The organism is Leisingera thetidis (assembly GCF_025857195.1).
GTDB lineage: Bacteria > Pseudomonadota > Alphaproteobacteria > Rhodobacterales > Rhodobacteraceae > Leisingera > Leisingera thetidis.
Genome location: NZ_CP109787.1, coordinates 1,426,336 through 1,453,317 on the forward strand (window position 1 = coordinate 1,426,336; position 26,982 = coordinate 1,453,317).

The 26,982-nt window shown below is 64.1% G+C and carries 25 protein-coding genes; 7 read left to right on the forward strand and 18 right to left on the reverse strand.

The features are described from left to right. The first annotated feature begins 221 nt into the window (after nt 1-221). Nucleotides 222-578, forward strand: a complete 357-nt coding sequence (locus OKQ63_RS06835) for a S1 domain-containing protein (RefSeq protein WP_264213198.1) — start codon at nt 222-224, stop codon at nt 576-578. A gap of 30 nt (nt 579-608) precedes the next feature. On the opposite strand, the gene ilvN is transcribed toward OKQ63_RS06835, so the two are convergent. Further along, nucleotides 609-1,169 carry an acetolactate synthase small subunit gene (ilvN, locus tag OKQ63_RS06840; protein WP_264213199.1) on the reverse strand — a complete coding sequence of 187 codons (561 nt, stop codon included), beginning with the start codon at nt 1,167-1,169 and terminating at the stop codon, nt 609-611. 88 nt (nt 1,170-1,257) lie between these two features. Continuing rightward, nucleotides 1,258-3,009, reverse strand: coding sequence for an acetolactate synthase 3 large subunit (locus tag OKQ63_RS06845; RefSeq protein ID WP_264213200.1), 1,752 nt, complete (start codon nt 3,007-3,009; stop codon nt 1,258-1,260). A 404-nt stretch (nt 3,010-3,413) separates the two neighbouring features. On the opposite strand from OKQ63_RS06845, the gene OKQ63_RS06850 reads away from it, so the two are divergent. After that, the gene (locus tag OKQ63_RS06850) at nt 3,414-4,265 is read left to right on the forward strand and encodes a HalD/BesD family halogenase (RefSeq protein WP_264213201.1); all 852 of its coding nucleotides are present in this window, start codon (nt 3,414-3,416) and stop codon (nt 4,263-4,265) included. Between the two features lie 80 nt (nt 4,266-4,345). Next, a complete protein-coding gene (locus OKQ63_RS06855) occupies nt 4,346-5,320 on the forward strand; it encodes a hypothetical protein (protein WP_264213202.1) in 975 nt (324 codons plus the stop codon). An 83-nt stretch (nt 5,321-5,403) separates the two neighbouring features. Here the strand turns inward: OKQ63_RS06855 and OKQ63_RS06860 are convergent, their stop codons facing one another. Further along, nucleotides 5,404-6,393, reverse strand: coding sequence for an MBL fold metallo-hydrolase (locus tag OKQ63_RS06860; protein ID WP_027258545.1), 990 nt, complete (start codon nt 6,391-6,393; stop codon nt 5,404-5,406). 262 nt (nt 6,394-6,655) lie between these two features. Between OKQ63_RS06860 and OKQ63_RS06865 the strand changes: the two genes are divergently transcribed. After that, nucleotides 6,656-7,813 (forward strand): lytic murein transglycosylase, encoded by a 1,158-nt coding sequence (locus tag OKQ63_RS06865; protein ID WP_027258546.1) that lies wholly within the window; start codon nt 6,656-6,658, stop codon nt 7,811-7,813. Between the two features lie 65 nt (nt 7,814-7,878). Here the strand turns inward: OKQ63_RS06865 and OKQ63_RS06870 are convergent, their stop codons facing one another. The 3 genes from OKQ63_RS06870 to OKQ63_RS06880 form a co-directional block, all read right to left on the reverse strand. Further along, complete coding sequence (locus OKQ63_RS06870; protein WP_264213203.1) at nt 7,879-8,874, reverse strand: LuxR C-terminal-related transcriptional regulator; 996 nt, start codon at nt 8,872-8,874, stop codon at nt 7,879-7,881. Between the two features lie 70 nt (nt 8,875-8,944). Next, nucleotides 8,945-9,589: a response regulator transcription factor gene (locus tag OKQ63_RS06875; RefSeq protein ID WP_264213204.1), complete on the reverse strand. Its 645-nt coding sequence runs from the start codon at nt 9,587-9,589 to the stop codon at nt 8,945-8,947. Nucleotides 9,590-9,652: 63 nt separating this feature from the next. Next, entirely contained in the window at nt 9,653-11,080 is a 1,428-nt protein-coding gene (locus tag OKQ63_RS06880) for a cache domain-containing protein (protein ID WP_264213893.1), read from the reverse strand. Between the two features lie 283 nt (nt 11,081-11,363). On the opposite strand from OKQ63_RS06880, the gene OKQ63_RS06885 reads away from it, so the two are divergent. The 3 genes from OKQ63_RS06885 (at nt 11,364) to OKQ63_RS06895 (ending at nt 15,884) form a co-directional block, all read left to right on the forward strand. Continuing rightward, nucleotides 11,364-12,446: a TRAP transporter substrate-binding protein gene (locus tag OKQ63_RS06885; RefSeq protein WP_264213205.1), complete on the forward strand. Its 1,083-nt coding sequence runs from the start codon at nt 11,364-11,366 to the stop codon at nt 12,444-12,446. 142 nt (nt 12,447-12,588) lie between these two features. Next, nucleotides 12,589-13,515: a TRAP transporter small permease subunit gene (locus OKQ63_RS06890; RefSeq protein WP_264213206.1), complete on the forward strand. Its 927-nt coding sequence runs from the start codon at nt 12,589-12,591 to the stop codon at nt 13,513-13,515. A 14-nt stretch (nt 13,516-13,529) separates the two neighbouring features. Continuing rightward, on the forward strand, nt 13,530-15,884 hold the full coding sequence (locus OKQ63_RS06895) for a TRAP transporter large permease (protein ID WP_264213207.1): 2,355 nt from the start codon (nt 13,530-13,532) through the stop codon (nt 15,882-15,884). A 177-nt stretch (nt 15,885-16,061) separates the two neighbouring features. Here OKQ63_RS06895 and OKQ63_RS06900 read toward each other — a convergent pair whose 3' ends face one another. From OKQ63_RS06900 to OKQ63_RS06955, 12 genes are all read right to left on the reverse strand, one after another. Beyond that, nucleotides 16,062-16,445, reverse strand: a complete 384-nt coding sequence (locus OKQ63_RS06900; protein WP_264213208.1) for a VOC family protein — start codon at nt 16,443-16,445, stop codon at nt 16,062-16,064. Then, nucleotides 16,445-17,269, reverse strand: a complete 825-nt coding sequence (locus tag OKQ63_RS06905; protein ID WP_264213209.1) for an arginyltransferase — start codon at nt 17,267-17,269, stop codon at nt 16,445-16,447. The genes OKQ63_RS06900 and OKQ63_RS06905 overlap by 1 nt, the downstream gene beginning before the upstream one ends. A 144-nt stretch (nt 17,270-17,413) precedes the next feature. Further along, nucleotides 17,414-17,845 (reverse strand): RDD family protein, encoded by a 432-nt coding sequence (locus OKQ63_RS06910; protein ID WP_264213210.1) that lies wholly within the window; start codon nt 17,843-17,845, stop codon nt 17,414-17,416. 83 nt (nt 17,846-17,928) lie between these two features. Continuing rightward, a complete protein-coding gene (locus OKQ63_RS06915) occupies nt 17,929-18,393 on the reverse strand; it encodes a DUF2852 domain-containing protein (protein WP_264213211.1) in 465 nt (154 codons plus the stop codon). A 451-nt stretch (nt 18,394-18,844) separates the two neighbouring features. Continuing rightward, complete coding sequence (locus tag OKQ63_RS06920) at nt 18,845-20,212, reverse strand: hypothetical protein (RefSeq protein WP_264213212.1); 1,368 nt, start codon at nt 20,210-20,212, stop codon at nt 18,845-18,847. Further along, nucleotides 20,205-20,486, reverse strand: coding sequence for a hypothetical protein (locus OKQ63_RS06925; protein ID WP_264213213.1), 282 nt, complete (start codon nt 20,484-20,486; stop codon nt 20,205-20,207). The genes OKQ63_RS06920 and OKQ63_RS06925 overlap by 8 nt, the downstream gene beginning before the upstream one ends. 13 nt (nt 20,487-20,499) lie before the next feature. Further along, a complete protein-coding gene (locus OKQ63_RS06930) occupies nt 20,500-20,901 on the reverse strand; it encodes a GNAT family N-acetyltransferase (protein ID WP_264213214.1) in 402 nt (133 codons plus the stop codon). A gap of 107 nt (nt 20,902-21,008) precedes the next feature. Then, a complete protein-coding gene (locus OKQ63_RS06935; RefSeq protein WP_264213215.1) occupies nt 21,009-21,377 on the reverse strand; it encodes a hypothetical protein in 369 nt (122 codons plus the stop codon). A gap of 56 nt (nt 21,378-21,433) precedes the next feature. After that, the gene (locus OKQ63_RS06940) at nt 21,434-21,814 is read right to left on the reverse strand and encodes a hypothetical protein (protein ID WP_264213216.1); all 381 of its coding nucleotides are present in this window, start codon (nt 21,812-21,814) and stop codon (nt 21,434-21,436) included. An 11-nt stretch (nt 21,815-21,825) separates the two neighbouring features. Then, nucleotides 21,826-25,986 (reverse strand): phage tail protein, encoded by a 4,161-nt coding sequence (locus tag OKQ63_RS06945; protein ID WP_264213217.1) that lies wholly within the window; start codon nt 25,984-25,986, stop codon nt 21,826-21,828. After that, on the reverse strand, nt 25,983-26,387 hold the full coding sequence (locus tag OKQ63_RS06950) for a DUF6950 family protein (protein ID WP_264213218.1): 405 nt from the start codon (nt 26,385-26,387) through the stop codon (nt 25,983-25,985). Before OKQ63_RS06950 ends, OKQ63_RS06945 begins: the two co-directional genes overlap by 4 nt. Further along, nucleotides 26,387-26,980: a hypothetical protein gene (locus tag OKQ63_RS06955; RefSeq protein WP_264213219.1), complete on the reverse strand. Its 594-nt coding sequence runs from the start codon at nt 26,978-26,980 to the stop codon at nt 26,387-26,389. Before OKQ63_RS06955 ends, OKQ63_RS06950 begins: the two co-directional genes overlap by 1 nt. Between the last annotated feature and the right edge of the window lie 2 nt (nt 26,981-26,982).

Below are 26,982 nucleotides of genomic sequence, written 5' to 3' on the forward strand. Positions count from 1 at the left end.
CTTGATATTTTGCGGTGAATTTGCGCCGCCCGCGCGCGATTTGTGCCAGAGTCCGGCCGAAAGATCCCGGGTTTTGCCGCCCGGTAGCGTCAGGGCTGGCGCTAATCCACGTCAGCAGGCTAATCAAACCGACACAAAATGCAATAGGCCAGCACTGATTTTGTCATGTTGGCGTCACATCAATTGTTCCAGAATTGGTATGCGGCAATGCGAGGACTGGTATGATTGGAGTTGTCTTATGGAGTGATGAACCCCTGAACAAAGCCGTAATCTGGTGCGACGATCAGGGGGATCTCGCTTTTTACACAAACAAGGCAGAAACAGGGTTCCAGGAACTGAACCCGGGAGACTGGGTTGAGTTCGACTTAACCTTGAGCGGTAATTTCAGAATTGCGGAAAATCTTGCCGTTGTGCTTGAACAGGGCAGCCCCGGTCTGGCAGAGCAGCTGTCGGAAGCGGCCTGCTGCGGCGCTGAACCCGCCGCAGGCGGGCCGGACGGCGGCACGGTGGTTCCCTTTCCGCTGCAGGCATCGAAAAAGCGGTGTGTTCCCGCACCGCTTCAGGCCGGCCGGGGCTGAGCGCCGGCCCGCCGCCGGGCCGGCGCCTTATCAGTTGCCGCGCAGCAGCGCGGCGACGCCGGTGCGGGCGATCTCGGCCAGGCCGAGCGGGCGCATCAGATCGGCAAAGGCGTCGATCTTGTCCGGCGCGCCGGTGATCTCGAACACAAAGCTGTTCAGCGTGCTGTCGACCACATTGGCGCGGAAGATATCCGCCAGCCGCAGCGCTTCCACGCGCTTGTCGCCCTCGCCGGCCACCTTCAGGATCGCCAGTTCCCGCTCCACCGCAACGCCTTCGACGGTCAGGTCATGCACGTCGCGGACCGAGACGATGCGGCCCAGCTGCGCCTTGATCTGCTCGATCACCTGCGGAGTGCCGGTGGTGACGATGGTGATGCGCGATAGATGGCCGGTGTGGTCCACCTCGGCCACGGTCAGGCTTTCGATATTGTAGCCGCGGCCCGAGAACAGGCCGATGACGCGGGCCAGAACACCGGGTTCGTTTTCCACCAGCACCGCGATGGTGTGCCGCTCCTGCACATCCGAAAACGTCGGGCGCAGATTGTAGGCGGAATGGCGGTTGGAGCCTTTTTTGATATGCAGGGCAGACATCGGTCGCCGTCCTTTCGTTTGTCGCTGCCAAAAGTTTTCTGAAAACTTTTGGCAAAATTCTTCATAAGAATTTTGCGGCCCGGCCGCGTTACACCAGCACCGCGCCGCCGGCCTGGATCACCCCCTGCGTCTCCGCCTCGCCCAGCAGCATCTCGTTGTGGGCCTTTCCGCTCGGGATCATCGGGAAGCAGTTCTCATGCTTTTCCACCAGGCAGTCGAAGATCACCGGCCCGTCGTATTCGATCATCTCCATGATCGCGTCATCCAGGTCCTTGGGATCGCTGATGCAGATGCCCTTGCAGCCGAAGGCCTCGGCGAGCTTGACGAAATCGGGCAGCGCCTCGGACCAGCTGTGGCTGTAGCGCTCGCCGTGCAGCAGCTCCTGCCACTGGCGCACCATGCCCAGGCGCTCGTTGTTGAGGATGAACTGCTTCACCGGCAGGCGGAACTGCACCGCGGTGCCCATTTCCTGCATGTTCATCAGCCAGGACGCCTCGCCCGCGACGTTGATCACCAGCGCGTCCGGATGCGCCATCTGCGCCCCGATCGAGGCCGGGAAGCCATAGCCCATGGTGCCCAGGCCGCCGGAGGTCATCCAGCGGTTCGGGTCCTCAAAGCCCAGGTACTGCGCCGCCCACATCTGGTGCTGGCCCACCTCGGTGGCGACATAGCGGTCCATGCCTTTGGTCAGTTCCTCGAGCCGCTGCAGCGCGTATTGCGGCTTGATGGTCTTTTCCGAGTTCTTGAAGTTCAGGCAGTTCACCGCGCGCCATTCGCTGATCTGCTTCTGCCATTTGGCCAGCGCTTCGCGGTTCACCTTGCGGCCGCGCGATTTCCAGACCTTCAGAATGTCCTCCAGAACATGCGCGACGTCGCCGACGATGGGGATATCGACCCGGATCACCTTGTTGATCGAGGAGGGGTCGATGTCGATATGCGCCTTTTTCGACTTCGGGCTGAAGGCGTCGATGCGGCCGGTGATGCGGTCGTCGAAACGGGCGCCGATGTTGATCATCAGGTCGCAGCCGTGCATCGCCATGTTGGCTTCATAAAGCCCGTGCATCCCCAGCATCCCCAGCCAGTTCTTGCCGGACGCGGGGTAGGCGCCCAGGCCCATCAGGGTCGAGGTGACCGGGATGCCGGTGCCATCCACCAGCTCGCGCAGCAGCTGGCTGGCAGCAGTGCCGGAGTTGATCACGCCGCCGCCGGTATAGAACACCGGGCGCTTGGCGGTTTCCAGCGCTTCGACCAGTTCGGTGATCGCCTCCATGTCGCCCTTGAGCTGCGGCTGGTAATGCGAGGCCGCGGGTTTGGGGCCGTTGTAAGCGCCGCTGGCGAACTGCACATCCTTGGGGATGTCGACCAGAACCGGGCCGGGGCGGCCGGATTTGGCGACATGGAATGCCTCATGCAGGGTGGCGGCCAGCGCGTCGGTGTCCTTGACCAGCCAGTTGTGCTTGGTGCAGGGGCGGGTGATGCCGACGGTGTCGGCCTCCTGGAAGGCGTCCGAGCCGATCATGAAGGTCGGCACCTGGCCGGTCAGCACCACAATCGGGATCGAGTCCAGCAGCGCGTCGGTCAGGCCGGTCACCGCATTGGTGGCGCCGGGGCCGGAGGTCACCAGCACGACACCCGGCTTGCCGGTGGAGCGGGCATAGCCTTCGGCGGCATGCACCGCGCCCTGCTCGTGGCGTACCAGCACGTGGCGGATGTCGTTTTGCAGAAAGATCTCGTCATAGATCGGCAGCACGGCGCCGCCCGGGTATCCGAAGACCACATCCACCCCCTGATCCTTCAGGGCCTGAACAACCATTTTCGCGCCGGTCATTTCACGTGTCATCTGCTTTTTGCTCCAATTGGCGGCATCGTCCGTTACGCATAAAAAAAGCCCCCGATTTCAAGTCGGAGGCGCATGGGTTCGATTATGGTCTACCGTTACCGGCCCATGCGCTTGGTTCCTACGATTACGACTAGGGTGGTCACGGCCACAGGCTCCTTTTTGCGTTGCGGGCGACATTATGGTCGCCGGACAGGGGCGTCAACCTGCAAACGTGTCAAAAAAGGGCCGCACGGGGACATTTTCTTGCTCGCACCCGGGGGTGCGGCGAAATTTCCGCGAAAATGCGCCGCCGCTGCGGGCCGGAATCGTTCAAAACCGGCACGGGCGTGTCCCGTTTGTGCCAGATCGGCTGTCTCTCAGCGGGCAAGCTCAACCCAAAAGAGTTCGCAGGGAAGGATGCATGCATGGTTCAACTCAGTGATCTGGTGGATCTGGGCCGCTATCCGATCGACCGGCCCGGCTCCAAGGCGTATGCGCGGCTGCTGGCGGATCTGCAGCGGGATCTGCAGGCCGACGGCTGCGCTGTGCTGCCCGGGTTCGTGCATCAGGACGGCATTGCCAGGCTGGCGGCCGAGGCCGATGCCGTGGCGGACAACGGCCACAGGTCCTTCAGCCGCACCAATGCCTATTTCAGCCAGGATGACAGCACGCTGCCGCAGACCCATCCGGTGCGCCGGTTCTATGACCGCTCCAACGCCTTCATTCCGGCCGACAATTTCGGCGCCGGCAGCCCGCTGCGGGCGATTTACGAATTTGCCGGGTTCATGCCCTTTATCCGCGAGGCCCTGGGAGAGCCGGAGGACAGGTTTTTCCGCTATGATGATCCGCTGGCTGATGTGATCATCAACATGGTCGAGGAGGGGCAGGGCTTTCCCTGGCATTTCGACACCAACAATTACACCGTGACGCTGGCGATCCAGAACGGCGAAGCAGGCGGCGGATTCGAATATGCGCCGATGCTGCGCACCCCGTGCGACGAGAATTACGACGGGGTGGCGCGGGTGCTGGCCGGCGGCTCGCCGCTGGTGCGCAGGCTGATGCTGCAGCCGGGCGACCTGCAGATTTTCCGCGGACGGTACTCGCTGCACCGGGTGGCGCCGGTCGAAGGCGCGCGGCGGCGTTATGTCGGCATCTTCTCCTTTGTCGAGAAGGCGGGCATGTGCGGCGGGGTGGAGCGCACCCGGCAGCTCTACGGGCGGGTGCTGCCCTGCCACTACGAGCGCGAGGGGCTGCGGGCCGACGCCCTGCGGGATTGACCGGCCGGGCGGAATGGCTGGACCTGATGCGGCCGAATGGGATAATTGACCGGCAGAAAGTCTGTGCAGGAAGGCCGCATTTGCCCAAAGTGATTGTCCATGTGCGGCGCCAGCACGCCGATTGCGATCTGTCCCGCAGCTTTCTTGAGCTTTACGGCATCATTGTGCGGATGTTCCGGGAGCAGGGCTTGCAGGCGGAAAGCCGGGTGATGGATCCCGATATCAAAAGCGGTCTGCGGCATACCGGCGACCGGCGGTTCGAGGACGGCAACCTGCACATTCTGGATGACCAGCACTTGCAGATGCCCAATGTGCTGAACGGGTCGATGGCCTATCTGGAGGGGTACTGGCACCTGGATCCCAAAGGCACCCGGGGGTTCAGCTCCATCGGCGGCAAGCCGTTCCGCGCGGACATGATCCCCTACAGATACGCGGCGCAGTTCTATGGCAAGCTGCAGGCAAAATGGAAGGACACGCGCCGGACCCGCTACAGTCCGCCCCGCGAGAGGGAGACCATTCCCCCGGGGTGCATTTCGGTCTTTTTCCAGGGGGCGCACCCGTACCGGACAGGGGCGACATCATTCACCGACATTTCCATGCTGCAGGATGTCCTGCAGGGGGCTGGCGGGCGGCCGGTGCTGGTCAAGCCGCACCCAAGGCTGGCGGATATCGGAACCATGACCGAGCTTGCGGAGATTGCTGCCCGGGACAGCCGGGTGGTGATCACCGGGGCCAACATACACGACATTGTGGCGGCCAGCTGCGCGACGGTTTCGGTGAACTCCTCGGTGGCCATCGAAGGGTTCCTGCACCGCACGCCGGCTGTTCTCTACGGCGTGTCGGACTTTCATCACTTCGCGGAAACCATCACTGGGCCGGGGCAGTTCGCCGGTGCGCTGGACCGCGCGCAGGCCCGCACCGGCGGCTATGCCCAGTTCCTGACCTGGTATTTCCGCAACAACTGCCTCGAAATCGGAGCACCCGGCCTGGAGCAGAAAATCTGGGAGATCTTCGCCGGCGCCGGTTTCCCGCGGCAGCGGTTTGCCGCAGGCTGAGCGGCCAGCGGCTGCAAAAACCGGACGCCCCGGGGGAGGGCGCCCGGCGGGCCGGGCACAGCTTTGCTGCGGCGATGTGGGGATCACTCCGTCAGCGCGTTGTGCCCGAAATAGAGGAACTCCTTGTCCATCCCCTGCACATCGGCTGCCGCCAGCGTGAGCGAGGCGCCCTCCAGCATGCTGAAGCTCTTCTGCTCCTGAACCCAGGCGTCCGCCGGCTGCAGGGTCGACAGCGTATAGGTGGTGGCCTCGGACAGGTAATGGGTGGGGATCACCGCCTTGGGCTGGATCCGCGCGACCAGCGCGTTGGCCTGGTCATAGGACAGGATGTGCTCGGAGCCGTCCACCGGCAGGGTCAGCACGTCGATCCGTCCGACCGCCTCCCAGAACCCGTCGGCCGGATCGGGCCGGTTGTCGCCCCAGATCAGGGTGCGGATGCCGCCGGTCTCCACCACGTAGGTGACCATGTCCATGTGGCCCGGATTGTTGGGCGGGCAGGCGTCCACGCCGAATTCCGCCAGCGCGTCGGTCCAAGGATACCAGCCCGGCGCCACGCAGGCATGCTTGTCGGCGTAGCCGGTGATCCTGAGGTCGGCGAATTCGAACGTGCCGGCCATCCGGTCCAGCACCATGGTCGATTGCGGCCGGTCGATGGCGTCGTGGTCGAAATGGGTATGGGTGGACATGGTGATATCCACCAGCGTCTCCGGGAACTTCTGCTTGAACCACAGCCCCCAGGCGCCGGAGGGGTCATCGCGCCACGGATCAAACAGCACCGACGCGCCGCCGGGCGAGGTGATCTTGATGGCGCAGTGGCCGTAAAAATCGATCTTCACCTCGCCATCCGGGAAAGTCCCCGCGTTCTGCAGGCCGATCACATGGTTGTTGTTGCCGGGCTGCAGCCAGTCGGTCGATTGCGCCTGGGCGCTGGCGCTGCCCAGCAGGCTGGCGGCAGATCCGACCCCGGCAGCGCCCGCCGCCCTGAAGAAGCTGCGCCGCGACAGCCCCGGTGCAAGGTCGTCGCGGCGCCCGTCCAGCCGGGCCGGTTTCAGGTTGTTCCTTTTCTCATCCATTGGTCTTGCCTCCCTGTTTTGATGCCTTGCCCGCACTGGCGGGGCTGCAGACAGGCTAGGCGAGGCCGGGCCCAAGGGGTGCCCCGGAAGTTTATGGGGAAAACAGGGGGGCAGCCCCCCTATTCGAGGCGCAGGGGCACGGCGGCAGGTCTCCGCTGTGGCGGATTTCCGGGCCTTGGCGGCGGTGCCGGATTCTGGCAGCCTGTCTGCAAACGACCCGGCAGCAACGGGCAGCACAGCACTCAGCGGAACAGGCAGCGGCATGAGCATCACACGGCGTCACTTCGGATTTGGTCTTGCGGCCTTCGGGCTCACGGCCTGCAGCGGGGCTGTCCCTTCGGGCAGCGGCACCAGCGGCTCCAGCGGGGCCGCCGGCCTGCCCGCAGACCTGCGCCCCGCGGCCAATGCGGGCTATGACGCCTGGGTCGCCGGCTTCCGCACCCGGGCGGAGGCCAGAGGCATTTCCCAGGCCACCCTGCGCGCGGCGTTCCGCGGTGCGGGCTATCTGCCGGGTGTCGTCAAGCGCGACCGCAACCAGACGGAATTCAAGCGCAGCCTGGAGGACTACCTGTCCATCGCGGTCTCGGACGAGCGGCTGTCCAAGGGCCGCGCCGCCTTTGCCCGCCACCAGTCCACGCTGCGGGCGCTGGAGCGCGCCTATGGCGTCGATGCGGAAATCATCTGCGCGATCTGGGGGCTGGAAAGCTTTTACGGCGAGCGCCGCGGCAATGTGCCGGTGATTTCAGCCACCTCGACGCTGGCCTATGACGGGCGGCGCGGGGCGTTTTTCGAAAAACAGCTGCTGGCGGCGCTCAGGATCCTGCAGAACGGCGACATCACGCCGGCGCGGATGACCGGCAGCTGGGCCGGCGCCATGGGGCACACCCAGTTCATCCCGACCTCCTACCAGGCGTTTGCAGTGGATTTCACCGGCGATGGCCGCCGCGACATCTGGTCGGAGGATCCCGCCGACGCGCTCGCCTCCACCGCCGCCTACCTGCAGCGCAACGGCTGGGCGCGCGGCGTCAAATGGGGCGGCGAGGCCGGCGCGCCCGGCACCCCCGCGGGCCGCATCATCCAGCCGCAGCCGGGCGGGCCGCAGTTTGCCGTCACCGGCAACTTCAACGCCATCAAGCGCTACAACAATTCCGATTCCTACGCGATCGGGGTGGGCCATCTGGCCGACCGCATCGCCGGCGGCGGTCCGCTGCGGGCCGGTTTTCCGCCGGATCAGTACGGGCTGACCAAGAATGACCGCATCGCGCTGCAAAAGCGCCTGACCGCCAAGGGTTTCGACACCGGCGGCGCCGACGGGGTGCTGGGGCCAAAGAGCCGCGCCGCGATCAGCGCCTACCAGTCCAGCCGCGGAGTGCCCGCCACCGGAGAGCCGTCCCAGGCGCTGCTGAACAGTCTCCTCTAGGCGGCGGCACCTCGGGAAACGCTGCGGATAAAGGCGCTGCCCGGCCCCGGCCGCGCGGGCTCAGCTCATTCGGAGCGGATGCGCGCCGGGTGCTGCTCCGCCGAACTCAGCGCAATCAGATGCTGGCGCAGGTTCTCGCGGCGGCTCAGCCCCAGTTTCTGGCGGATGTTGTTGCGGTGGAAGTCAATGGTGCTGGTCCCGCGCCCGAGGGCGGCGGCGATCTCCTTGGTGGTGCGGCCCATCATGATCAGCTGCATGATCTCGGTCTCCGCAGGCGTCAGCCGTTCCAGCGTCTCCGCCAGCCTGGAGGAGAGGGCCGAGGTGATGTTTTTCAGGTTGTCCTCGATCATCATGAGATAGGCGCTCTGCAGGTCCCGATCCGCATCCAGATGGCGGAGCTTGGCGATATAGGGCAGCACCATCCCCTTGATCTGCTGCACGATCTGCTGCTCGGTCTCGTGGCGGGAGGCCTCCACATTGTCGATCAGCACCCGCAGTGCGGTATTGGCATCCTCCAGCGCCTCGGTGCGGCGCCTTATGGTGTCCTCGCGCGCCCGCACGGTCTCGCGCAGCTCTGCCTGGGCCTGCTTGCGTTGGGCAACCTCCAGCAGCAGCGCCAGATCGCCCTCGACCACGCGGCAGAACTCCTGCAACCCCTTGCGGAACATCAGCGCGCGCTTGTTGCGCCGCGTGTCCAGCACGCAGATGGTGCCGTAGACCTCCCCGTCGGGCCATTTGATCGGATAGCCGATGTAAAAGGACATGGCATGCTCCATGTCCTCGTTGTCCCGCCAGCGCGGCTCGCACCGGGCGTCCTCGACCACCAGTTCGCCGTCGGCCTCAATCACGCCGAAGCAATAGAGCTTTTCATTCAGGTGGTATGTGCGGCCCGGGTAATAGGGGGTGTTCCCGGCCGAGTTCGACACTTTCACCCGGTGATCCCTGTCCACCGTCGCCATGATCAGCGCGGCAGGCACATCGGTGAGTTCCGCCACCAGGTCCACCACCCGCTGCCATTTGGCCTGGGTGTCCGGCGGGATCGGGGGCTTGTCTGTTGTCATGGCACGGCTCCTTGGCCCGGAAGGCTAGGGCAGGGGCCGCGGATCACCAAGAAAATACCGGGGCAAAGGGTCAGAACCCGGCGCCGGTCCCCTGCAGCACGCCATGCTCCAGCGCATAGCGCGTCAGCCCGGCGGTGGAGGAGATGCCCAGCTTGCGCTTGATGTTCTTGCGGTGCGTCTCGACGGTCCGGACCGAGATATCCAGCGCCAATGCGACTTCCTTGTTGGACTTGCCCTGCGCCAGCTCCAGCAGGATGGTCTGCTCGCGCCCGGTGAGCGCCTCGCGGGCCTCGTCCCCCTTGGGCTTCAAGGAGCCGGCCGCGCCGGTGCACAGATAGGTCTGCCCCTCCATCACCGCGTCGATCGCCTGTTTGATCTCTTCCGTCGGCACATCCTTCAGCACATAGCCCATGGCACCATGGCTGAGCGCGGTGGAGATGTATTCGGCGCTGTCATGCATCGACAGGATCAGGATGCGGGTGCCAGGGTGCTGCTCCAGGATGATCTCGGTGGCGCTGAGACCGCCGAGCTTGGGCATGTTCAGATCCATCAGCACCACATCGGGCGCCAGTGCGCCCATCCGGTCCACGGCATCGCGCCCGTCGGTCAAGGAGCCGACAACCTCGATATCGTCATAGTTTTCAAGGATCGACTGGATGCCCTCGGCCACCATCGGGTGGTCATCCACGATCAGAACTTTCACCGGATCAGCCATATTCCCCCTCAAGACAGCCTTCCATTTCCAAGAGACCCCGCAAGCCGCCGCATCCTCCCCCGGTCACGGCAATTGCGCAGGCGTTCCCTCCTCGCCAGGCGGCAGCAGGTGGCTCAGAGGCAGGCTTGCCTCGATCACGGTGCCGCTTTGGGTGCCACGTGATGACAGAATGCGCAGCGTGCCGTCAAGCTGCTCGATCCGCTCCTGCATGTTGCGCAGCCCGATCCCGGGGCCGGAGCGGGCATCGCGCGGCGGCAATCCGCGGCCGTTGTCGGTGATCCGCATGGTGGCGCCCTTGGTATGGCCGCGCAGGTCGATGCTGACCTTGGTCGCCTCGGCGTGGCGCTCGATATTGGTCAGCGCCTCCTGGGCGATGCGGTACAGCGCGATCTTGGCGTCCTGGTCCAGCCGGTTGCGGAACACCACGGTGGAGAACGCCGTCTCGATGCCGGTGCGGGCGGCAAAATCATCCGTCAGCGCCTTCAGCGCCGGGCCGAGGCCGAGGTCGTCCAGCACCCCGGGACGCAGGTCGCGGCTGATCCGGCGCACTTCGGTGATGGCGGTGAGCAGGCTTTCGGTGCCTTTCTCCAGCGGCGCCGCGGCACCGTCGCCGTCGCCGCGGGCCAGGCGGCGGCGGGTGTTGTCCAGCGCATAGCGCACGCCGACCAGAAGCTGGCTGATGCCGTCATGCAATTCGCGCGCCACCCGGCCGCGCTCCTCTTCCTGGGCGTCGAACACCCGCTGGGTCAGCTCCTTCAGCTTGGCATCCGCCAGCCGCCGCTCGCGGATGTTCAGGAACATGCCGGAGGCAAACACCAGCCCCAGCGATATCAGGGTGATGCCGCCGATATAGAGGAACGTGCGCCGTACCCGCGCCTCCACCTCGGCGCGCGAGGCGGCCACCGTGGCCAGCACGTCGTCGATGAACACGCCGGTGCCGATCGCCCATTGCCAGTCCTGCAGGCCCAGCACATAGGCGATCATCTGCGCCTCTTCCCCGGTCGAGGGCTTTTCCCAGGTGAAACTGTGCCAGCCGGCCCCGTCGCGGGCGAGGCGGATGAACTCATCCACCACCGGCACGCCTGCGCTGTCGGTCAGGCCCGCCCAGTTGCGGTTGATGAACTCGGTCTGCCGCGGGCTCACCAGGTTGATGCCGTCATAGTCGTAGACAAAGAAGAACCCGTCCTTGCCGTAGATCATCGCGCTGAGGATCTGGGTGACCCGCTCCTTGGCCTCGGCATCATCCGGCGCGGCCAGGCCGTAGATATGGGCAAAGCCGTTGCGCGCCTGGGTCACGTAGTTGCGCAGCTCCGCTTTTTTGGCCTCCAGCAGCTGCAGCTCCAGCGCCTGGATCTCGCGTTCCGCCAGCGCGCGCGACTGGTAGCCCACCAGAACCGCAATCGCGGTGCCCGCCACGATCAGCGGCAGGGTCATCAAGAGCGAGAGTTTCTGCGCATAAGTGGGACGCAGAAGAGGTTGGAACAGGCGCATCGGCAGGGCCCCGGAATTGGTCAGATTCTTGTACCGAATCATTGCGCAGCCGCCCAGAGGAATCAAAGTGGCACGACACGATTGCGCCCTTGGCGTGTCCTGCCAATTGACGATTCGCGCCAGAAATGCGCCAACTTTCCCCGTGCAGCCCGGAAAAACGTGCCGTTCTACGCAGTAGTAGGTATTCACATAAAATCCGCCGCCGCTAGGCTGGCCGCACTCGAACCGATCCGCCCGGGGGGAACACCCGGGCAATCCGAATTGATAATGGGAGGAATAATAAATGGATCGCCGTTCTTTTCTGAAGACATCCGCACTGGGCGGGTCCGCAGCAGCCGCCGGCACCCTGGCGGCTCCGGCCTATGCCCAGGGCAACCGCACCTTGACGATGGTCACCACCTGGGGCCGCGGTCTGGCCGGTGTGCATGATTCCGCACAGTATGTGGCCGACACCATCACCGCCATGTCCGACGGCGCCCTGACCGTCGACCTCAAGGCGGCCGGCGAACTGGTCGGCGCGTTCGAAGTGTTCGACGCCGTGACCGCAGGCCAGGCCGACATGTACCACGCCGCTGACTATTACTTCGTCAGCCAGCACCCCGCCTATGCCTATTTCACCGCGGTGCCCTTCGGCATGACCGCGCAGGAGCTGGTGAACTGGTACTACCACGGCGAAGGCCAGGCGCTGCATGACGAACTGGGCCAGATTTTCGGCCTGAAGTCCTTCATCGGCGGCAACACCGGCCCGCAGTCCGGCGGCTGGTTCAACAAGGAGATCAAGGGCCCCGAGGATTTCAATGGCCTGAAATTCCGGATGCCGGGCCTGGGCGGCAAGGCGCTGGGCAAGCTGGGCGCCTCGGTGCAGAACATTCCGGGTTCCGAAGTGTACCAGGCGCTGTCCTCCGGCGCCATCGACGGCACCGAGTGGATCGGCCCCTGGGCGGACGAGAAGGCCGGCTTCCAGGAAATCACCAAGACCTACTACACCGCGGGCTTCCACGAGCCGGGTGCGGCGCTGTCGGTTGCCACCAACCGCGATGTCTTTGAAGGCCTGTCGCCGGCCCATCAGAAAATCATCGAAACCGCATCCGCGGCCGGCCACCAGTGGAGCCTGGCGCAGTTCATGAACAACAACGGCGCCGCGCTGCAGCGTCTGCAGTCCGGCGGCGTCAAGACCCTGGAATTCCCGGACAGTGTCTGGGATGCCTTCGGCACCGCGACCAAGGAAACCCTGGACGAGTTCATGGGCGACGAGCTGTTTGCCAAGATCCGCAACAGCGTCGAATCCTCGATGAAGGCCTCTTCCGGCTGGATCACCAAATCCGAAGGCGCCTACCGCACCCAGCGTGACCGCGTTCTCGGCTGATCCGTCTGACTGGACTTAACCGGATCCTCCGCCGCCGCGCGGGGGGTCCACATGCAGTTGCAGACAGCGCGGGACGGCCGGCCGGAAGCGCCGTGTGCCCAACCCGCCGCCGCAGCTTCGCAGCAATCTTCCCGGGGGAAACATGCAGGAAGAGAGTGGCATCACCTTCTTTGGCGCAATCTGGGGCGGGCTGGTCTGGCTGATCCAGAACATCGCCGGCGCCTTTTACAATTTCGGCTACGCCGTCACCCATCCGCAGCTCTGGCTCGACTGGTCCGACAAGGCCTCGATCATGCGCTTTGTCTACTACGGCGGCTCGGTCGAGTTCTTCTTTGTCGTCTTCACCGCCTTCCTGGTGCTGACCGCCATCGGCCTCTATTTCCGCAATGTCATGTGGGGCGTGGTGCGGGGGCTCGAGGGGCTGGCCAACACAACCGGCCGCTTCTTTGCCTGGGCGGGGCTTCTGATGGTGGTGCAGCAGATCATCATCGTGTTCATGCAGCGCGTGTTTGCCCGGCCCGACATCAGTTTCGGTTTCGGCATCCCGTTCAACCAGGACATCAGCTGGTTTGCCGAAGAACTGAAGTTCTACAATGCCCTGGTCGTCTGTCTTTGCGTGACCTACACGTTTGTGCAGGGCGGCCATGTGCGGGTGGACCTGATCTATTCCGGCATCAGCTTCCGCGCCAAGCGGGTGGTCGACATGCTCGGCTCGCTGCTGTTCATGATGCCCGCCGCGGTGCTGACCTGGATGTACGGCTGGTTCTTCCTGTGGCGCCACCTGATCGTGCCGAAACCCTCGGCCTCGGACAGCCTCGACCGGCTGGTGATGAAGGCGCGCGCCCTGCGCTGGAACGTGGAAACCATCGGCTTCAGCCCCAACGGGTTCAACGCCTATTTCCTGTTCAAGATCCTGCTGGTGCTGTTTGCGGGCCTCGTGTTCCTGCACGCCATCGCCTTCTTCTACCGCTCGTTCCTCGAGTTCAGCGAAGGGCCGGACAGCGAAAACAAATATCTCGACAAGGACAGTCTTGGCGAGGGTGAAGAAGCCTACGAAGGCACGCACTAAAGGGACGTCAAAAAATGCTATTTGGACTTGATGGCGTCGAAATCGGCCTGCTCATCGTCTTCTTCTGCCTCTTCGGGGGCATCCTCTCCGGCTTTCCGGTGGCCTTTGCCATCGGCGGTGCCGGGATCATCTCCTTCGGGATCATCGCCGCGCTGGACAGCGCCGGCATCCTGGTGCACCAGGCCATCGACTCCTCGTCGCAGGCCTACCGCGAGCTGCTGAACTCGGGCGTCAGGCCCGACACGATATCCACCTTCCGCTATCCGGACCTGCCCAGGATCGCCGAGCCCGTGTTCCTGCAGGGCTGGGAAGTGGCGCTGGACCGCAACATCTCCTTCATCGTCAACCGGATGAACGAGCGGGTGCTGGCCGGGGCGTCGATCGAAACCCTGCTGGCGGTGCTGATGTTCGTGCTGATGGGCATCACCCTGGAGCGTTCCAAGATCGCCAATGACCTCTTGACCACGATGGCACGGGTGTTCGGCCCGCTGCCGGGCGGTCTGGCGGTGTCGATCGTCGTCGTGGGCGCCTTCCTGGCGGCCTCCACCGGCATCGTCGGCGCAACCGTGGTGACCATGGGCCTGCTGGCGCTGCCGACCATGCTGCGCAACAACTATTCGCCGGAGCTGGCAACCGGGGTGATCGCGGCAAGCGGAACCCTGGGCCAGATCATCCCGCCGTCGATCGTGATCGTTCTGCTGGGCACGCTGGCGGGCGACATTTACTCCACTGCGCAGGAAACCCGCGCGATGGAGGCAGGCTGCTCCGACGCGCTGACCTATCTGGGCGAACCGGCGGTGGTCTCGGTCGGCACATTGTTCCAGGCGGCCCTGCTGCCGGGCATCCTGCTGGCGCTGCTGTATGCGCTCTATGCCTTTGGCTATGCGCTGCTGAACCCGCATAAGGCGCCGGCCGTGGCGATGGAGCCCGGCACCGGCGACGTGATCACCCGCGGCGAAGGCCTGACCTGGTTCCTGGCGGTGCCGGCGGCGCTGATCGGCGGCGCCATCCTGCTGGGCAGCTTCAACGTGATCGGCAGCCAGAACATCACCGTTTCGACCTTCTCGGACGCCGGCGAGACCGCCTCCCTGCGCACCAGCGTGCGGGCACAGTGCAAGGCCTCGATGATCGAGCTGCACGGGCAGGAGGCCTGGGACGCCGCGGTGGCAGAACAGCAGGCCATCAACGCCGCAGGCGGTGTTGCCCTGGCGGCAAGGCTGAGCGAGGCGGAAATCGCCGCCGCTGTCGAGGCCAAGACCGCAGCCGCCGCTCCCATCGGCACCGGCATCGCCGTGATCATGGTTCTGCTGGGCCTGGTGCTGGCGTTCGGCCGCGGCGTGGCGCCGTCGCGCGATGCCAAGCCGCTGATCCTGGGGGCGGTCGGCCTGCTGCTGGTTGCGCTGGTGGATATTGTGGCGATTGCGCCGGCCACATCGGCAGGCGTGACCGTCCTGTGGATCGCGCTGCCGCTGCTGCTGGCGCTGTGGGGCTGCCGCGAGGCCGCCATCCGCTGCGCCGGCAACGATCTGATCCGGGTGGTGTTCCCGCCGCTGGTGCTGATCGTTGCGGTGCTGGGCTCGATCCTGGGCGGCATCACCAACCCGACGCCCGCCGCGGCGCTGGGGGCGGGCGGCGCCATCATGCTGGCGGCCTACCGCAAGCTGCAGGATGAAGGGCGTTCCGGCAGGATCATCATCTGGTCCACCTTTGCGGTGATGCTGTGCATCCTGATCGGCATCAACTTCGATCTGCGCGTCAACCAGGGCGGGGTGTCCCTGGAAAGCTGGATCGCCTTCATCGCGGCCTATGGCCTGTATCTCTATGCGCTGTTCGGGCTGCTGTACGGCTGCTGGGTGCTGTTCAGGTCGGGCGTGCTGACACCGGTGGTGCGGGAAACCGCCAAGGTGACCTCGATGGTGTTCACCATCCTGATCGGCTCGCAGCTGCTCAACCTGGTGGTGATCTCCTTTGGCGGCGAGCATTACATCCAGCAGTTCCTGAAGAGCTTCGACAACGAGATGACGGTGTTTCTGATCGTGATGCTGGTGTTGTTCTTCCTGGGCTTCGTGCTCGACTTCCTGGAGATCATCTACATCGTGATCCCGATCGTGGGGCCGGTGATCTATGGCGGCTCGTTCGATCCGAAATGGGTGACCATCATGGTTGCGGTGAACCTGCAGACCTCGTTCCTGACGCCGCCGTTCGGGTTTGCGCTGTTCTACCTGCGCGGGGTTGCGCCCAAGGAGGTGACGACGGCGCATATCTACCGCGGGATCGTGCCGTTTGTGCTGATCCAGGTGGTGGGGATTGCCATTCTCTGGGCCTTCCCGTCGATTGTGACCATCGTTCCGGCGCTGATCCCGAACTGATCCGGGATACGGATACAGGACAAGAAAACGGCAAAGGGGCCCCGAGCGGGCCCCTTTGCAGGTCTTGCCAGGGCAGGGGCGCTGCCCCTCTGCGCGCGGCGCGCGCCTTCACCCCGGGATATTTTCAGCCAGATGAATAGGGGATCCTTGCCGGGACCGTCAGGCGGGGCGGGCGGCTCAGGCGAATTGGATCAGGTCCCAGCGGTTGCCGAAGGGATCGCGCCAGACCGCGACGGTGCCATAAGGCTCGTGCCGCGGTTCCTCTTCGAAGGGGACGCCCTGGGCCAGCATCGCGGCGTGGTCGCGGGCAAAGCCGTCGGTGGCCAGGAACAGGCCGACGCGGCCGCCGAACTGGTTTCCGATGGCGGCCTGCTGATCCGCCCCTTCGGCCCGGGCCAGGATCAGGCCGCCCTGCGCAGCACCGGGCGGCAGGATGCGCACCCAGCGCTTGCGGCCCTGATCAATGTCCTCGGCCAGGTGCCAGCCGAGCCGGCCGCAATAGAAGGCGATGGCGGCATCGTAATCCGGCACCACCAGCGAGACGGCGTGAAGGTATTGCATCAGCGGCTGCGGTGGATCGGCTGTTCGGGCAGCTGGATGTTGGCGACCTGTTCGGCAATCGGATCGGTCGACAGCGGATGGCCGGCGGCCTCGAACTCGGACGGGTCGGTCATCTTCTTCCATTCGCTCTGGTGATAGATCTCAAGGCCGGAGAATTTGGCCTTGTAGCCCATCTTGGTGCTGCCGGGCACCCAGTAGCCGAGGTAGACATAGGGCAGCCCGGCTTCGCGCGCGATGCTGATGTGGTCGAGGATCATGAAGGTGCCGAGCGAGTTCTGCGGCTGGTCCGGCGCGTAGAAGGAATAGACCATGCTGAGGCCATCCTCCAGAACGTCGGTCAGCGACACCGCGGTCAGCTTGCTGCTGCCTGCCCCGGCATATTCCACCACCCGGCTGCGCACCGGCGTTTCCTCGATCATGGCGGCGTATTCGAAGACATCCATGTCGGCCATGCCGCCATCGGCGTGGCGGCTGTCGAGATAGCTGCGGAACAGGGCGAACTGGTCTTCGGTCGCCCAGGGCGAGGTGGCGCGGCGCTCCAGATGCGCGTTGCGTTTCAGGGTGCGCTTCTGGCTGCGGGTCGGGGCAAAGGCGGCCACGTCGATCCGCGCCGACAGGCAGGCCGAGCATTCCGAGCAGGACGGCCGGTACAGCACGTTCTGCGAGCGCCGGAAGCCCTGCTGGCTGAGGCTGTTGTTGAGCTGCTCGACCCCGTCGCCCTGCAGGGCGGTGAACAGCTTGCGTTCCATCCTGCCCTCCAGATAGGGGCAGGGCTGCGGCGCTGTCACATAGAACTGCGGTGCAATGGGAAGGGTATGGCGCATCGGAACTCTTCAGCAGTTTTACGGGGCAACCGGAACAGGCGGCAAGTGGTCCCCAGAATGATAGCAACGCGGTCCCGGTGCGCCAAGTAGCGTTGTGGAAAATGGTTTAACGGCATCTTTCCGGTTTTCCCCGAATCCGAGGTTTCAGCTGCGCCGGTTCAGCATCACGGTGCCCAGAACGTGGTCGGTCAGCCCCTGGCCGCGCGGCGACACCAGCATCAGGATCACCGAGACCGCCTGCAGCACCGGCAACGCCAGCGACAGCGTATAGCCCGCGGTGTGCAGCGCCGCCAGGCCGGTGCCGAGCCGCCGTCCGGCGCCGTCGCGCAGCTCGATCCCGGCAAAGCGCATCCCCCAGGTGGCGGAGCCGCCGGCGATGGTCGCGGTCCGGTAGGCAAAGCCCACCGCAAGAAAAAGCAGCGGCCAGATCAGCAGCCCGGTAAAGGCGGTCAGCACCACCGCACCCGCGCTGAGGGCAAAGATCAGGATGCTGTCGATGATCCAGGCCAGCAGCCGCTTGGCGGGCACGGAGGCATAGAACTCCGCCTGGTAGTCGGGATCGGGCAGGGCGGTCATGTACGGGGGTCCTTTTCAAGTGACAGGCATGAGGGCGCAAAGCCCCGCCCGGGACGGGCGGGGCAGCCGGAGGCAACCGGGGGTCAGTGGCGCTTGGGTCCGCCGCGGTCATCGCTGCCGTCTTCCCCGTCCTCCAGTTCGTCGCTGGATGCGGCACCGGCGCGTTCCTCCATGAATTCGTCGAACTCGGCCTTGTCCTTGGCTTCGCGCAGGCGCTGCAGGAAGGCCTCGAAGTCGTGCTGTTCCTGTTCGAGACGGCGCAGGGTGTCGGCCTTGTAGGCGTCAAAGGCGCTGTTGCCCGACGGTTTCATCGCCGAATAGCCGTGATGGGCCCAGGATTTGCGGTGGCGGCAGGAGAATTTGCTGAACATGCGTTTGCTCCAGATCATGTAGAAGAGAAGGGCCAGGCCCAGCGGCCAGAAGAACACGAAGCCCAGCACCATGGCGGCGATCCAGGCGCCTTTGCCCTTGCTGTCCAGCCAGGCTTCGCTGCGGGAAAACCAGCCCTGCACCGGTGCAGCGGGGTGGGTTTGGGTGAAACTCGTCATCGGGGTCCTCCTGGTTCCAAGTCAATGTAAATGCCTTTCACATGAATGCATATCGGGAGCCGCCGCCAGGCTTTCAAGCCCTATGTAAATCTTTTTCACATTTTTACGGTGCGCAGACGCAGGGGCGGCCGGGATCCGGGGGAATGTCCGGGGGAATGAATGTGCGGGTGTAGCGGGACACTTCGTTTTGCAGTGCGGGACACTTCCCGTTGCAGCAACTCATTTTGTGTTTCCCCTGATTTCTAAGCGTGAATCCGTGGCTTATCCGGCCGGGATCGGCACCGGCACCGCGATTTGACGCGGCAGTTTATTAGGACACTTCCCGTTTCAAATCCGGGACACCCGCCGCCCAAACCGTTTAAAAATGCCGGGCGGAGGAGGCTTTAAACGCCTCTTCAACGGCGGGTGAACGGTTTTCGATGGATTTGGCTCCTGTCCGGCTGGCAGCAGGTCAGTAGCCGGAAATCGATCCGCCCGCCGAAATGTCCCGCGTTCCGGCCTCGGTGCTGCGCCGCAGGAAGATCTGGCCGCCATTGGCCCGCAGTGCGATATTGTCCTGCGCCGCTCCCAGGGCCTGCAGAGAGGAGCCTTCCAGCCACATAGAAGCGTCGTTGGAACAGGACAGCGCGATTGCCTGGCCATCGCCATCGCTGTCGTCGGCCTGGATGCGGCAGTCCAGCAGCCAGCTGCGGGCGGTTTCAATGCAATGCACTGTGCTGCCGGGACGCGGGCCGCCGCCTTCGAAGCTGCAACTGATGGCTGCCGCCGTCACCCCGTCGTGCGTGGTGAAGTCGTTGCAGGACGCGGCCGCATCCCAGCCCGGCCTGCCACCGGTGCAGGCCTCCAGCAGGACGTGCATTCCGGGCGTTCCGTTTTCATGAAAATTCCAGTTGTCCTTGGCCCCATAGGCCGCATCGCAACCGCGCGCCCAGACCAGCCCGTTGGTGCGCAATACGCGGAACGCATCCTGTTGGGCGCCGGGGGTGCCAGTGGCGGAATAGCGGAAGGTGCAGCCGTCGCAGATCACGTTGCGGGCAGCTGCAGCGTCCATGTGGAAGGCACCGGTGATCCCGCCCTCGATGTCGAAGCCCTCGATATAGAAATCCTCGGCATGGGTCAGGAAACGCGCCCCGTGAATGCTGCGGATCAGAGCGATCTTGCCATCCGGATCAGCGCCGATGTTGACATAGACCGTGCTGCCGTCCTTGAAGAAGGTTCCCGCCGTCGCGCGGCAGGCCGCCAGATCCGCTGCGGCTGAGAGTTCCTGGTAACGGCCCTGCGCGTCAGTGACATCGGTGCGGAACACCCGCTGGGTGGAGCTGAGGGAGGTTGAATAGGTCGTGCCCTGATCGAACGCAAAGGCGGGGTTTTCCGGCCCGGTGCGGTAAAGGACCCTGCCGCCCCAGGCCACCAGCGCGACCGGCTGATCCGGCTCCACCGCGCCGTTGTTGGTGAAATGGTTTTCCTTGTAGAAGCCGCTTTTGACCAGGACACGGTAGGCGCCGCCGGTGGCGTTTCCCGCGGTGAAGGCTGCGTGGATCGTCTTCACCGCGGCGGAGAAATCACCATCCTGCGCGCCCAGGCCGCTGTTGCCGTCATCGCCGGTGGCAATATCCACATGGATTGCAGGCCCTGACCAGACCGCCGGATCTACCAGCGCCCGCGGGTCCAGATCCACCGCGTAGCCCTGCGCCGCGGGGTGCAACGGCAGGGGAAACTGTTCATCGTCCCAGCCAAGGCCTGGCGGGAGTTGTGGCACCAGCCTGGCGGACAGCGGTGTGCGCAGGCTGAACGGGCCAGAGCTGAACGGGCTACGCATGATCCACCAGAACGGTTGAGCCGGGACCGCGGCGGCCTTTTGCCCAAACACGGTCGCCAGATGCTGCGCTGATGGAAGACAGGCTAGCCTGCTGTTCTCCGCTTCCGCCCGGGTAGATCCACCCTCTGCTGGCAGGCGCCGGCGCGTCAGTGCCGCCACGCCGGATTTCGACTTCGCCGTCCAGAACTTGAAAGCTGATTTGGGTGATGTCGTTTGCGGTCAGTTCGACCCATTCGTCCTTGGGAACTTGGATAGGTTCTTGGGAATACGGCATTTTTGCAGTCTCCTTACCGGATTGATTGATTTCGTATGGGGATAAGCCTGCAAGGGAGGCCGTTGGGGGCTTGCAAACCCAGTTCTATCCCGTTTCCGTGGCGGGCCAGCCACGTGCTGATTTCCGGGGTGTCAAAGCCATACGCCAGGACGTGGCAAAAACCTTTTTCCACGGCCTGGGCATCTGCGCGGTCCTCCAGTGAGCTGGCAATGCCCCGGCCCCGGTTTTGCGGGGCGACATAGATCAGGGTTCGCACCTGGACCGCATTCATGTCTCCACCGGCCTCGTTCACCGCCGCTGCCAGCTGCGGATCAATGCCAAAACCGATGCGCCCCGGTTCAGGTGTGAAACCGAGCGAACCGGTGATCCAGCCCTTTTCCTCGGCAATCCAGATATGCAGCCCGGCATTGGCCATGCGGCGCAGGAAGCCCCGGTATTCCACCCGATCCCGGCCGCCGGCAATCGCGGCCAGTTCCCGGAAGCGGTGACGCAGTTCAGCAAGCGGGTGGCAACTGTAGCGCATCAGATTTCCCCAATATCTTCTGCGAACTCGGCCAGCGCTTGCTCCACTTCGAGAACGGTGGCCGCCTCACTGATCCGTTTCCCGGCCAGAAGCCGCAGCCGCTCGATCATCGGACCCAAGGATGTCTTGTAGGTGTGCGCCATGTTGACGACCACCTGGGCCACTTCATAGGGAGTGTCTGCAGTGATCCCGACCTCCCCGAAAATGAAGGTGAAATCCTCCCCCGGTTCGGACGGTTCCGGGTCAGCCGCGAGAAAGGCGATAGCCTGATGCTTTTTCTCGTCGTAGGTCAGTTCCTGCCCGGTGATTGGAGTGAGATACCTGCGGCGCGTTGCCTCCGTGATCCCGATCACTTCTTGCCGAGCCATTTCCTTTGCCCGGCGCAAAGGCGCCTCCAGGCTGGCCTGTGACCGTCCCAGCTGCTTCATTCCGGCACCTCGATAACCGTTTTCGTATCCGTGAAGGGAAGCGGCGCATCCACCTCCACCCGGTATGTGCCGGGGTCGGGAAAGCTGAAGGCATAATCCTGATTGCCAGCCGCCGCCGTGAATTGATCCAGAAGCTCACCCCCGATCACATCAAACACCATCACCTGGGTGCCAACCGGACAGCCGGTAATTTCCCAGCCGCCATCTACCGGCACCGGCGACGGCGGCACCGGGCGGGGAACGAGGACCCCATCCTGGATGTATGAAGTCATGAACCGGGACGGCTCCATTCCGGCCGGGACTTCAATCATGCGCTCAGACAGCCGGGGTGCATGCCCTGCGCCGGTGACGTAAACGCCGCTGGGGTCCAGTTCCAAATAGGGAAAGCTCATCTTACCAGTGCCCTTGCTACAAGAGAGGTGTCATCCACATTGTTCCAGGTGCTGTTACCTTCATCGCTTGAAGGATAACTGTCGGTGTTGGTGTAGATTTTTAAGCGCAGCTCAACGTCGTCGTAGTCGCCATGCTTCGGGATGACCACGTTCGCTGTGGTCCAGCTGTTGTTGTTGCCGGTGGTGCCAAAGTCATGCAGATCTGACCAGGAAGACCAGCTGCCGTTTTTCGTGCGCCACTCCAGCTTAACCTGTGTTCGTGTCCAGGTGACGGCATGGAAGGGATCGCCCTTGCCCCCGTCATTGTAGACACTGGACACGCTGCGGCTGCGGAACTTTACCTGGCAGGCAATCTGCCAGAACTGCCCCAGATTGAAGGCTCCGAGCGGAAGTGTGGTCAGCACGTCTCCACCATCCAGGCCGATGGTGGAAGACCTGGAATAGTCCCCGCCATCCGATACAGCCCCCACCCTGACCCACTCGCGGGCCACCAGGTTGTTCAGCACCATGGTGCCGCCTTTGCTGATCGCCCAGCCTGCGCTTCCCTCGTCGGTAATATCGCCGCTGCCGTCGATGGTGCCGTTGAAATTGCTGGATTTCAGCGCGTTGCCAAAAACGGCAAGCCCGGCCGCGGCAAAGGAAGCCGTATTGATGGCTTCCGCAAACAGGCTGTCCGTCACAACCCGGCCGCCATCCATCAGGGTGGTTCCGCCAGGGGCGTATTCCGACAGAGGGACATCGGCGCTTTCCGCCACCGCCAGCATCGGCCGCAGGATATGCACGTCGCAATTCTGGCTGCCGCCGTCCGCATCCGTGCCGATAATGCGGATTTCCGGCCGCACATACTTGGCACCCGCCGGAGCCTGGCCGATGCCACCATAACGGACCCAGCTGCCAATGTCAGTGCCGTCCCCCTCCAGAGACATTCCCCAGTTGTTGTCCAGGACATCATCATTCGAAATGCCGTTACCGCTGCTGTCCAGCCAGTAAAGCCGCATGGCAACCCGCACCCGCCGCACCGCCAGCTGGGCGGAGAACTCATAAAACCGGCCCGGCTCCACAAGGTAGCCCGGCGCCAGAGCGCCCGCGTTGCCATCCGGCGGCCGGAACTCCGCCCCGATATACCCGCTGGTGGTGGCCGCCGCATAGGTGCGCAGGCGGATGGTCCTGTTATAGGCATCGCTGTAACTTCCATCCCCGCGCACGATGAAATCGGCACCGCTGCCGATTGTGCTGCTGGAGGTTTTGGCAATCGCGGTTTCACCATGCGACAGGTCCGGGTTTTCCAGCAGGTTGCGCCCGAAGCCGGACACGAACTTGCTGGCAGCCATGCTGCCCTCGGCCACTACATCGCCCAGCAATTCCAGGGTGCCGCCGCCAGTGCCGTCCGGGTTCTGCCAGCTGGTGGCCTTGAAACCGGCAATCTTGCCGCCGCTGGTCTCAACCGTCACACCCGCATGGGCGGCCGCGAACCCGTCCATGTCCGCAACTGCAGTGGCGTGATCGGTGATGGTGGCAGAGTTGCCGCCCGCATCCACATCCAGCTGAGTAATCAACCCTGCCAGAGCGCTGCCGGTCAGCCCGCTGGTATCCAAAGTGCGGATGGTTTCAATTTCGCCGGACAGCCGGCTCTCCCCGGTTGCGTCCTCGATCCGCACATAGGCGACCTCAAAGCTGCCGGTGCCGACTGCGGAACTCCGGCGGTAAATCCCCGCCCGCCAGAACGCCGAAACATTTCCCGCAGTGCAGAGCCATTCCTCGGAATAATCCGCCCAGGTATCGGTCGCAGTGAACTGGCTTCCGGCATTGTCGATCTTGGCATAGCCCGCGTCTAGGCTGCGCCGGGTGATGTTGAAGTTCGTGCCTGCGGAAACCGCCCCCGCAACCCGCACCCGTGCGGTCACCCGGTAGGTCCGGCCCACCCGCGGAGCGAACACCCCGCGGCTGTAGAGACGATCCTCCTGGGCGGTTTGCAGATCCGCGATCCGGGCAATCCTGCCCTCGCCTGGGTCATCGGCAAAGGTCCAGCGGGCATCGAGGAGGTGAGCACCGGGTGCGCCGTCTTCCTCACTGGTCCAGTAGGTGCCGTCCTGGCTGAAATCGGCCGGGATCAGCTGTTCCCGCACCGCGTCGATCTGAGCCTGGGCGGCCGCCGCTCCGGCCTGCGCTGCGGCCGCCTCATCGGCGGCTGCATCGGCGGCGTTTTGAGCCGCGTCAATGCTGTCGGTGATCTCGCTGGCCAGCATGTCGGGCCGGAGCAGGAATTCAGGGGTGGTGACGGGCAGCCAAGCGGTCCAGACCGTATCGCGGGAGCGGGAGAGTGCCCGGGCACGCACCTCGTATTCGGTTTCACTTTGCATGGGTTCGAGGCGGAAGGAACCCAGCTCCAGATCCGCAGCACTGGCACTGAACCTGTCATCATCGCCGTCCTTCACACGCGCCTGGAAGGAAATGCCGTCGGCGGTGGACGCCAGAGAGGGGTTCCAGACCGTGCGGACGCCGACCCCGCGCACCACACCGCCGGCATCCTTTATCTCGATGCCAGACACCCCGAAGCCAGGCACGCCGGCGTCCTGTGTCACGATGGGCGTGGTGACCTGCGTTGCGTCCGGGATTTCAAGAGCCGGATCCGGATCGAAGTCACTGTGGTCCCACTCCCGCAGGCTCACCGAAACATTGAGCTTCAGCAGGTCAAACGCCATCTCAGTGATGGTGAACCCCTTGCTGATGTAGCCGTACCATTCAGAGGTGAAGCGGAGCTTTTGCAAGGGGCGCAAGCTTGAATACTCTGGCGGGAGCGGCAGACGGTGCGACCTGAAGCGGCGGTTTTCCTTCAGCAGCGCGTTGCCGAGCTGCCGCGCTTGCTGGGCGTTGAACACCATCGGCAGCTTCAGGTCGAAGACCCGCTCCCCGCCGTCTTCCGCCTCCCAGTCCGGTTTGGTCAGCGTAATCGGGGCAGAAGGGTTCCAAAGTGCATTTGGAGACGGGTGGGTTATCGTGACGGCATTGTAGGCCTTTTCAAGGCCGGGGAACGGGTCCTGCTTCCAGCCTTCAGACACCAGCAGATCGTCTTCGGTCAGATCGGCCGCATAGGCGTCGGCAGATCCCACCAGCGGATACCAATAGCCGCCCAGTTCGACAATCTCGGCATTTGCGGAGGCAAAGACTTCCTCAAGGAAATCAGCCGGAGGTTCTTCAAACCGGACTTCCATGCCGCCGCGGAATTGCGGCCGACTATTGCCGCCCACCCCCAGGTCGCAGGCATCCAATGCCGCCGCCCATTCGGCGTAGGGAAGATCCTCCGCCGGAAAGCCGCCGCCCCAGACACTGCCGCAGGGCAGGGTGATGCCGCGCATGACGGTATAGGCGATGACCATCAGGTTTTCGGTTGGCTGCCAGGTGGACTGATCATCCCAGCGCTGCAGCCCGGCACCCCCGGCGGTGCTGTCCTGGCGTGGATCATAGAAACCCGGCCCGTCCAGCTCGAACCGGACTTGCGGCCGGCCATTCGGGTACATCTTGTCGCTGCGGTGGAAGGTCAGCACAGCATAGTTGAGACCGGTAAGAATGTGGTTTGCAGTCCACGGCCGGTCAGGGTCATCTCCGTAGAGTTCCACCATGCGGGGATCTGCGGCCAGCTGGCTGCCGTCGAAAAACCGGATCCAGCCATAGCCCCACTCTTCAGTTGCCTTGCTCAGGATCTGGTAGCCAACGTTCGGATCCCACTCGGTGCCAATATCCGAATATTCACCATCGATGATCAGGCGGCGCAGGTTTGCTCCGGGAATGTCGCCCAGCTCAATCACATGCGTGAGGTAAACGCGGTTCTCGCCGTGGCTGTTCTGGTAGACAAGGTGGCCTGCCGTGGCGTAGCGGCCAACCACTGAGCCTTGCGGGTCGGTTCCGCCAGACGTCGTTGCTGAAGTTTGAATGCCCGGACGGCGTTGTTTGCGCTGCTTGAACTTTTTCATCAGCAGCGAGACGCCGGTGGATATCAGCGTCCTAAGGGCGAAAGTTGTCAGCGACTTGATGGTGATGGACGCAATAGCTGCTTTAAAAGCGGTGCCAAGCGCGGCGATAGTGGCCGTTACAGGGTCGGCGGCGGCAGGCTGGCTCAGCGCCAGCAAGAACAGAAAGGCATAGGCGAGCATTTTCATGGCCGGAACACCCTTTCCGCCCGGTCCAGCCGGACATAGTCCAGCTCTTTGAGGCCCAGAACATGGATTTGCGGCCCGCCGATGATCCCCAGCGCGGTATGGCCTTCCTCACGGATCGCGGCGATGTCGCCCGGCGCCGAACAGGTCCAGCCTTTGATTTCCTGCAAGCGGGCAGCGGCAAGGTCTGCCAGGTCAGGAAAGCCGGCGTCCTGCAGCTTTGCCCGGCCTTCTTCAAAGCTGCGGTATTGGCCCCGCCAGGCGCTGGCCAGGTCAACGCCGGTGCATGCCTTCACCCATCCGGCCGCGAAATGAGCGCAGTCGAAATGCGACGGCCGCAGCAGGCGTTTTCTGGCGCGGATGGCGTTCAGATAGTCGAGGAGGAGTTCTGCCCGGCTCTGCATCAGGTCCCCCACGGCACGGGCCATTCCCCGGCGACGTCGCTGTACTCGCGGCCCCGATCGTTCGCGTTGCGGCGCTTGAGTTCGGCGTTGGAGCGTTTCAGGGGCAGACCCTGTGTCAGCTTCCGCGCGGGGGAAACCAGGACAAGCTGGGTGAAACTGGGCTGGCCCTTGGCCCCCAGCTCTTCCGGCGCCTCGTTCAACACGCCCTTGAACTTGCGTTTAACAGGGGGCATCAGGTTGCCGGTGTCGATGTCAAAGACGGCGGAATGGATCTGCACTTCGGCGTGGCGGGGTTCATACTGCTGCAGGAGCTGCTTCACTTCATCCAGCATGGGCGGCAGCTTGACCCGGTATTGCCGCACCTGAAAGCCGGGTGCGGCAATGATGGGGGGAACATCAATCACGCTGCCCGCACCAAAGTATGTGCGGATCCCGCCATCGATCAGGAACTCCTGATGATCGTCACCGGTCCAGAACCCCAATGTTTCCGGGGCACCGGTGGTTCGGTTCCTGGCCTGAAACCACAACAGGACGTGGGCGGCAGTGCCGCGGCGTTCTTCGAACTGCTGTTGTGCCTCTGCTGAGTAAGCCATCG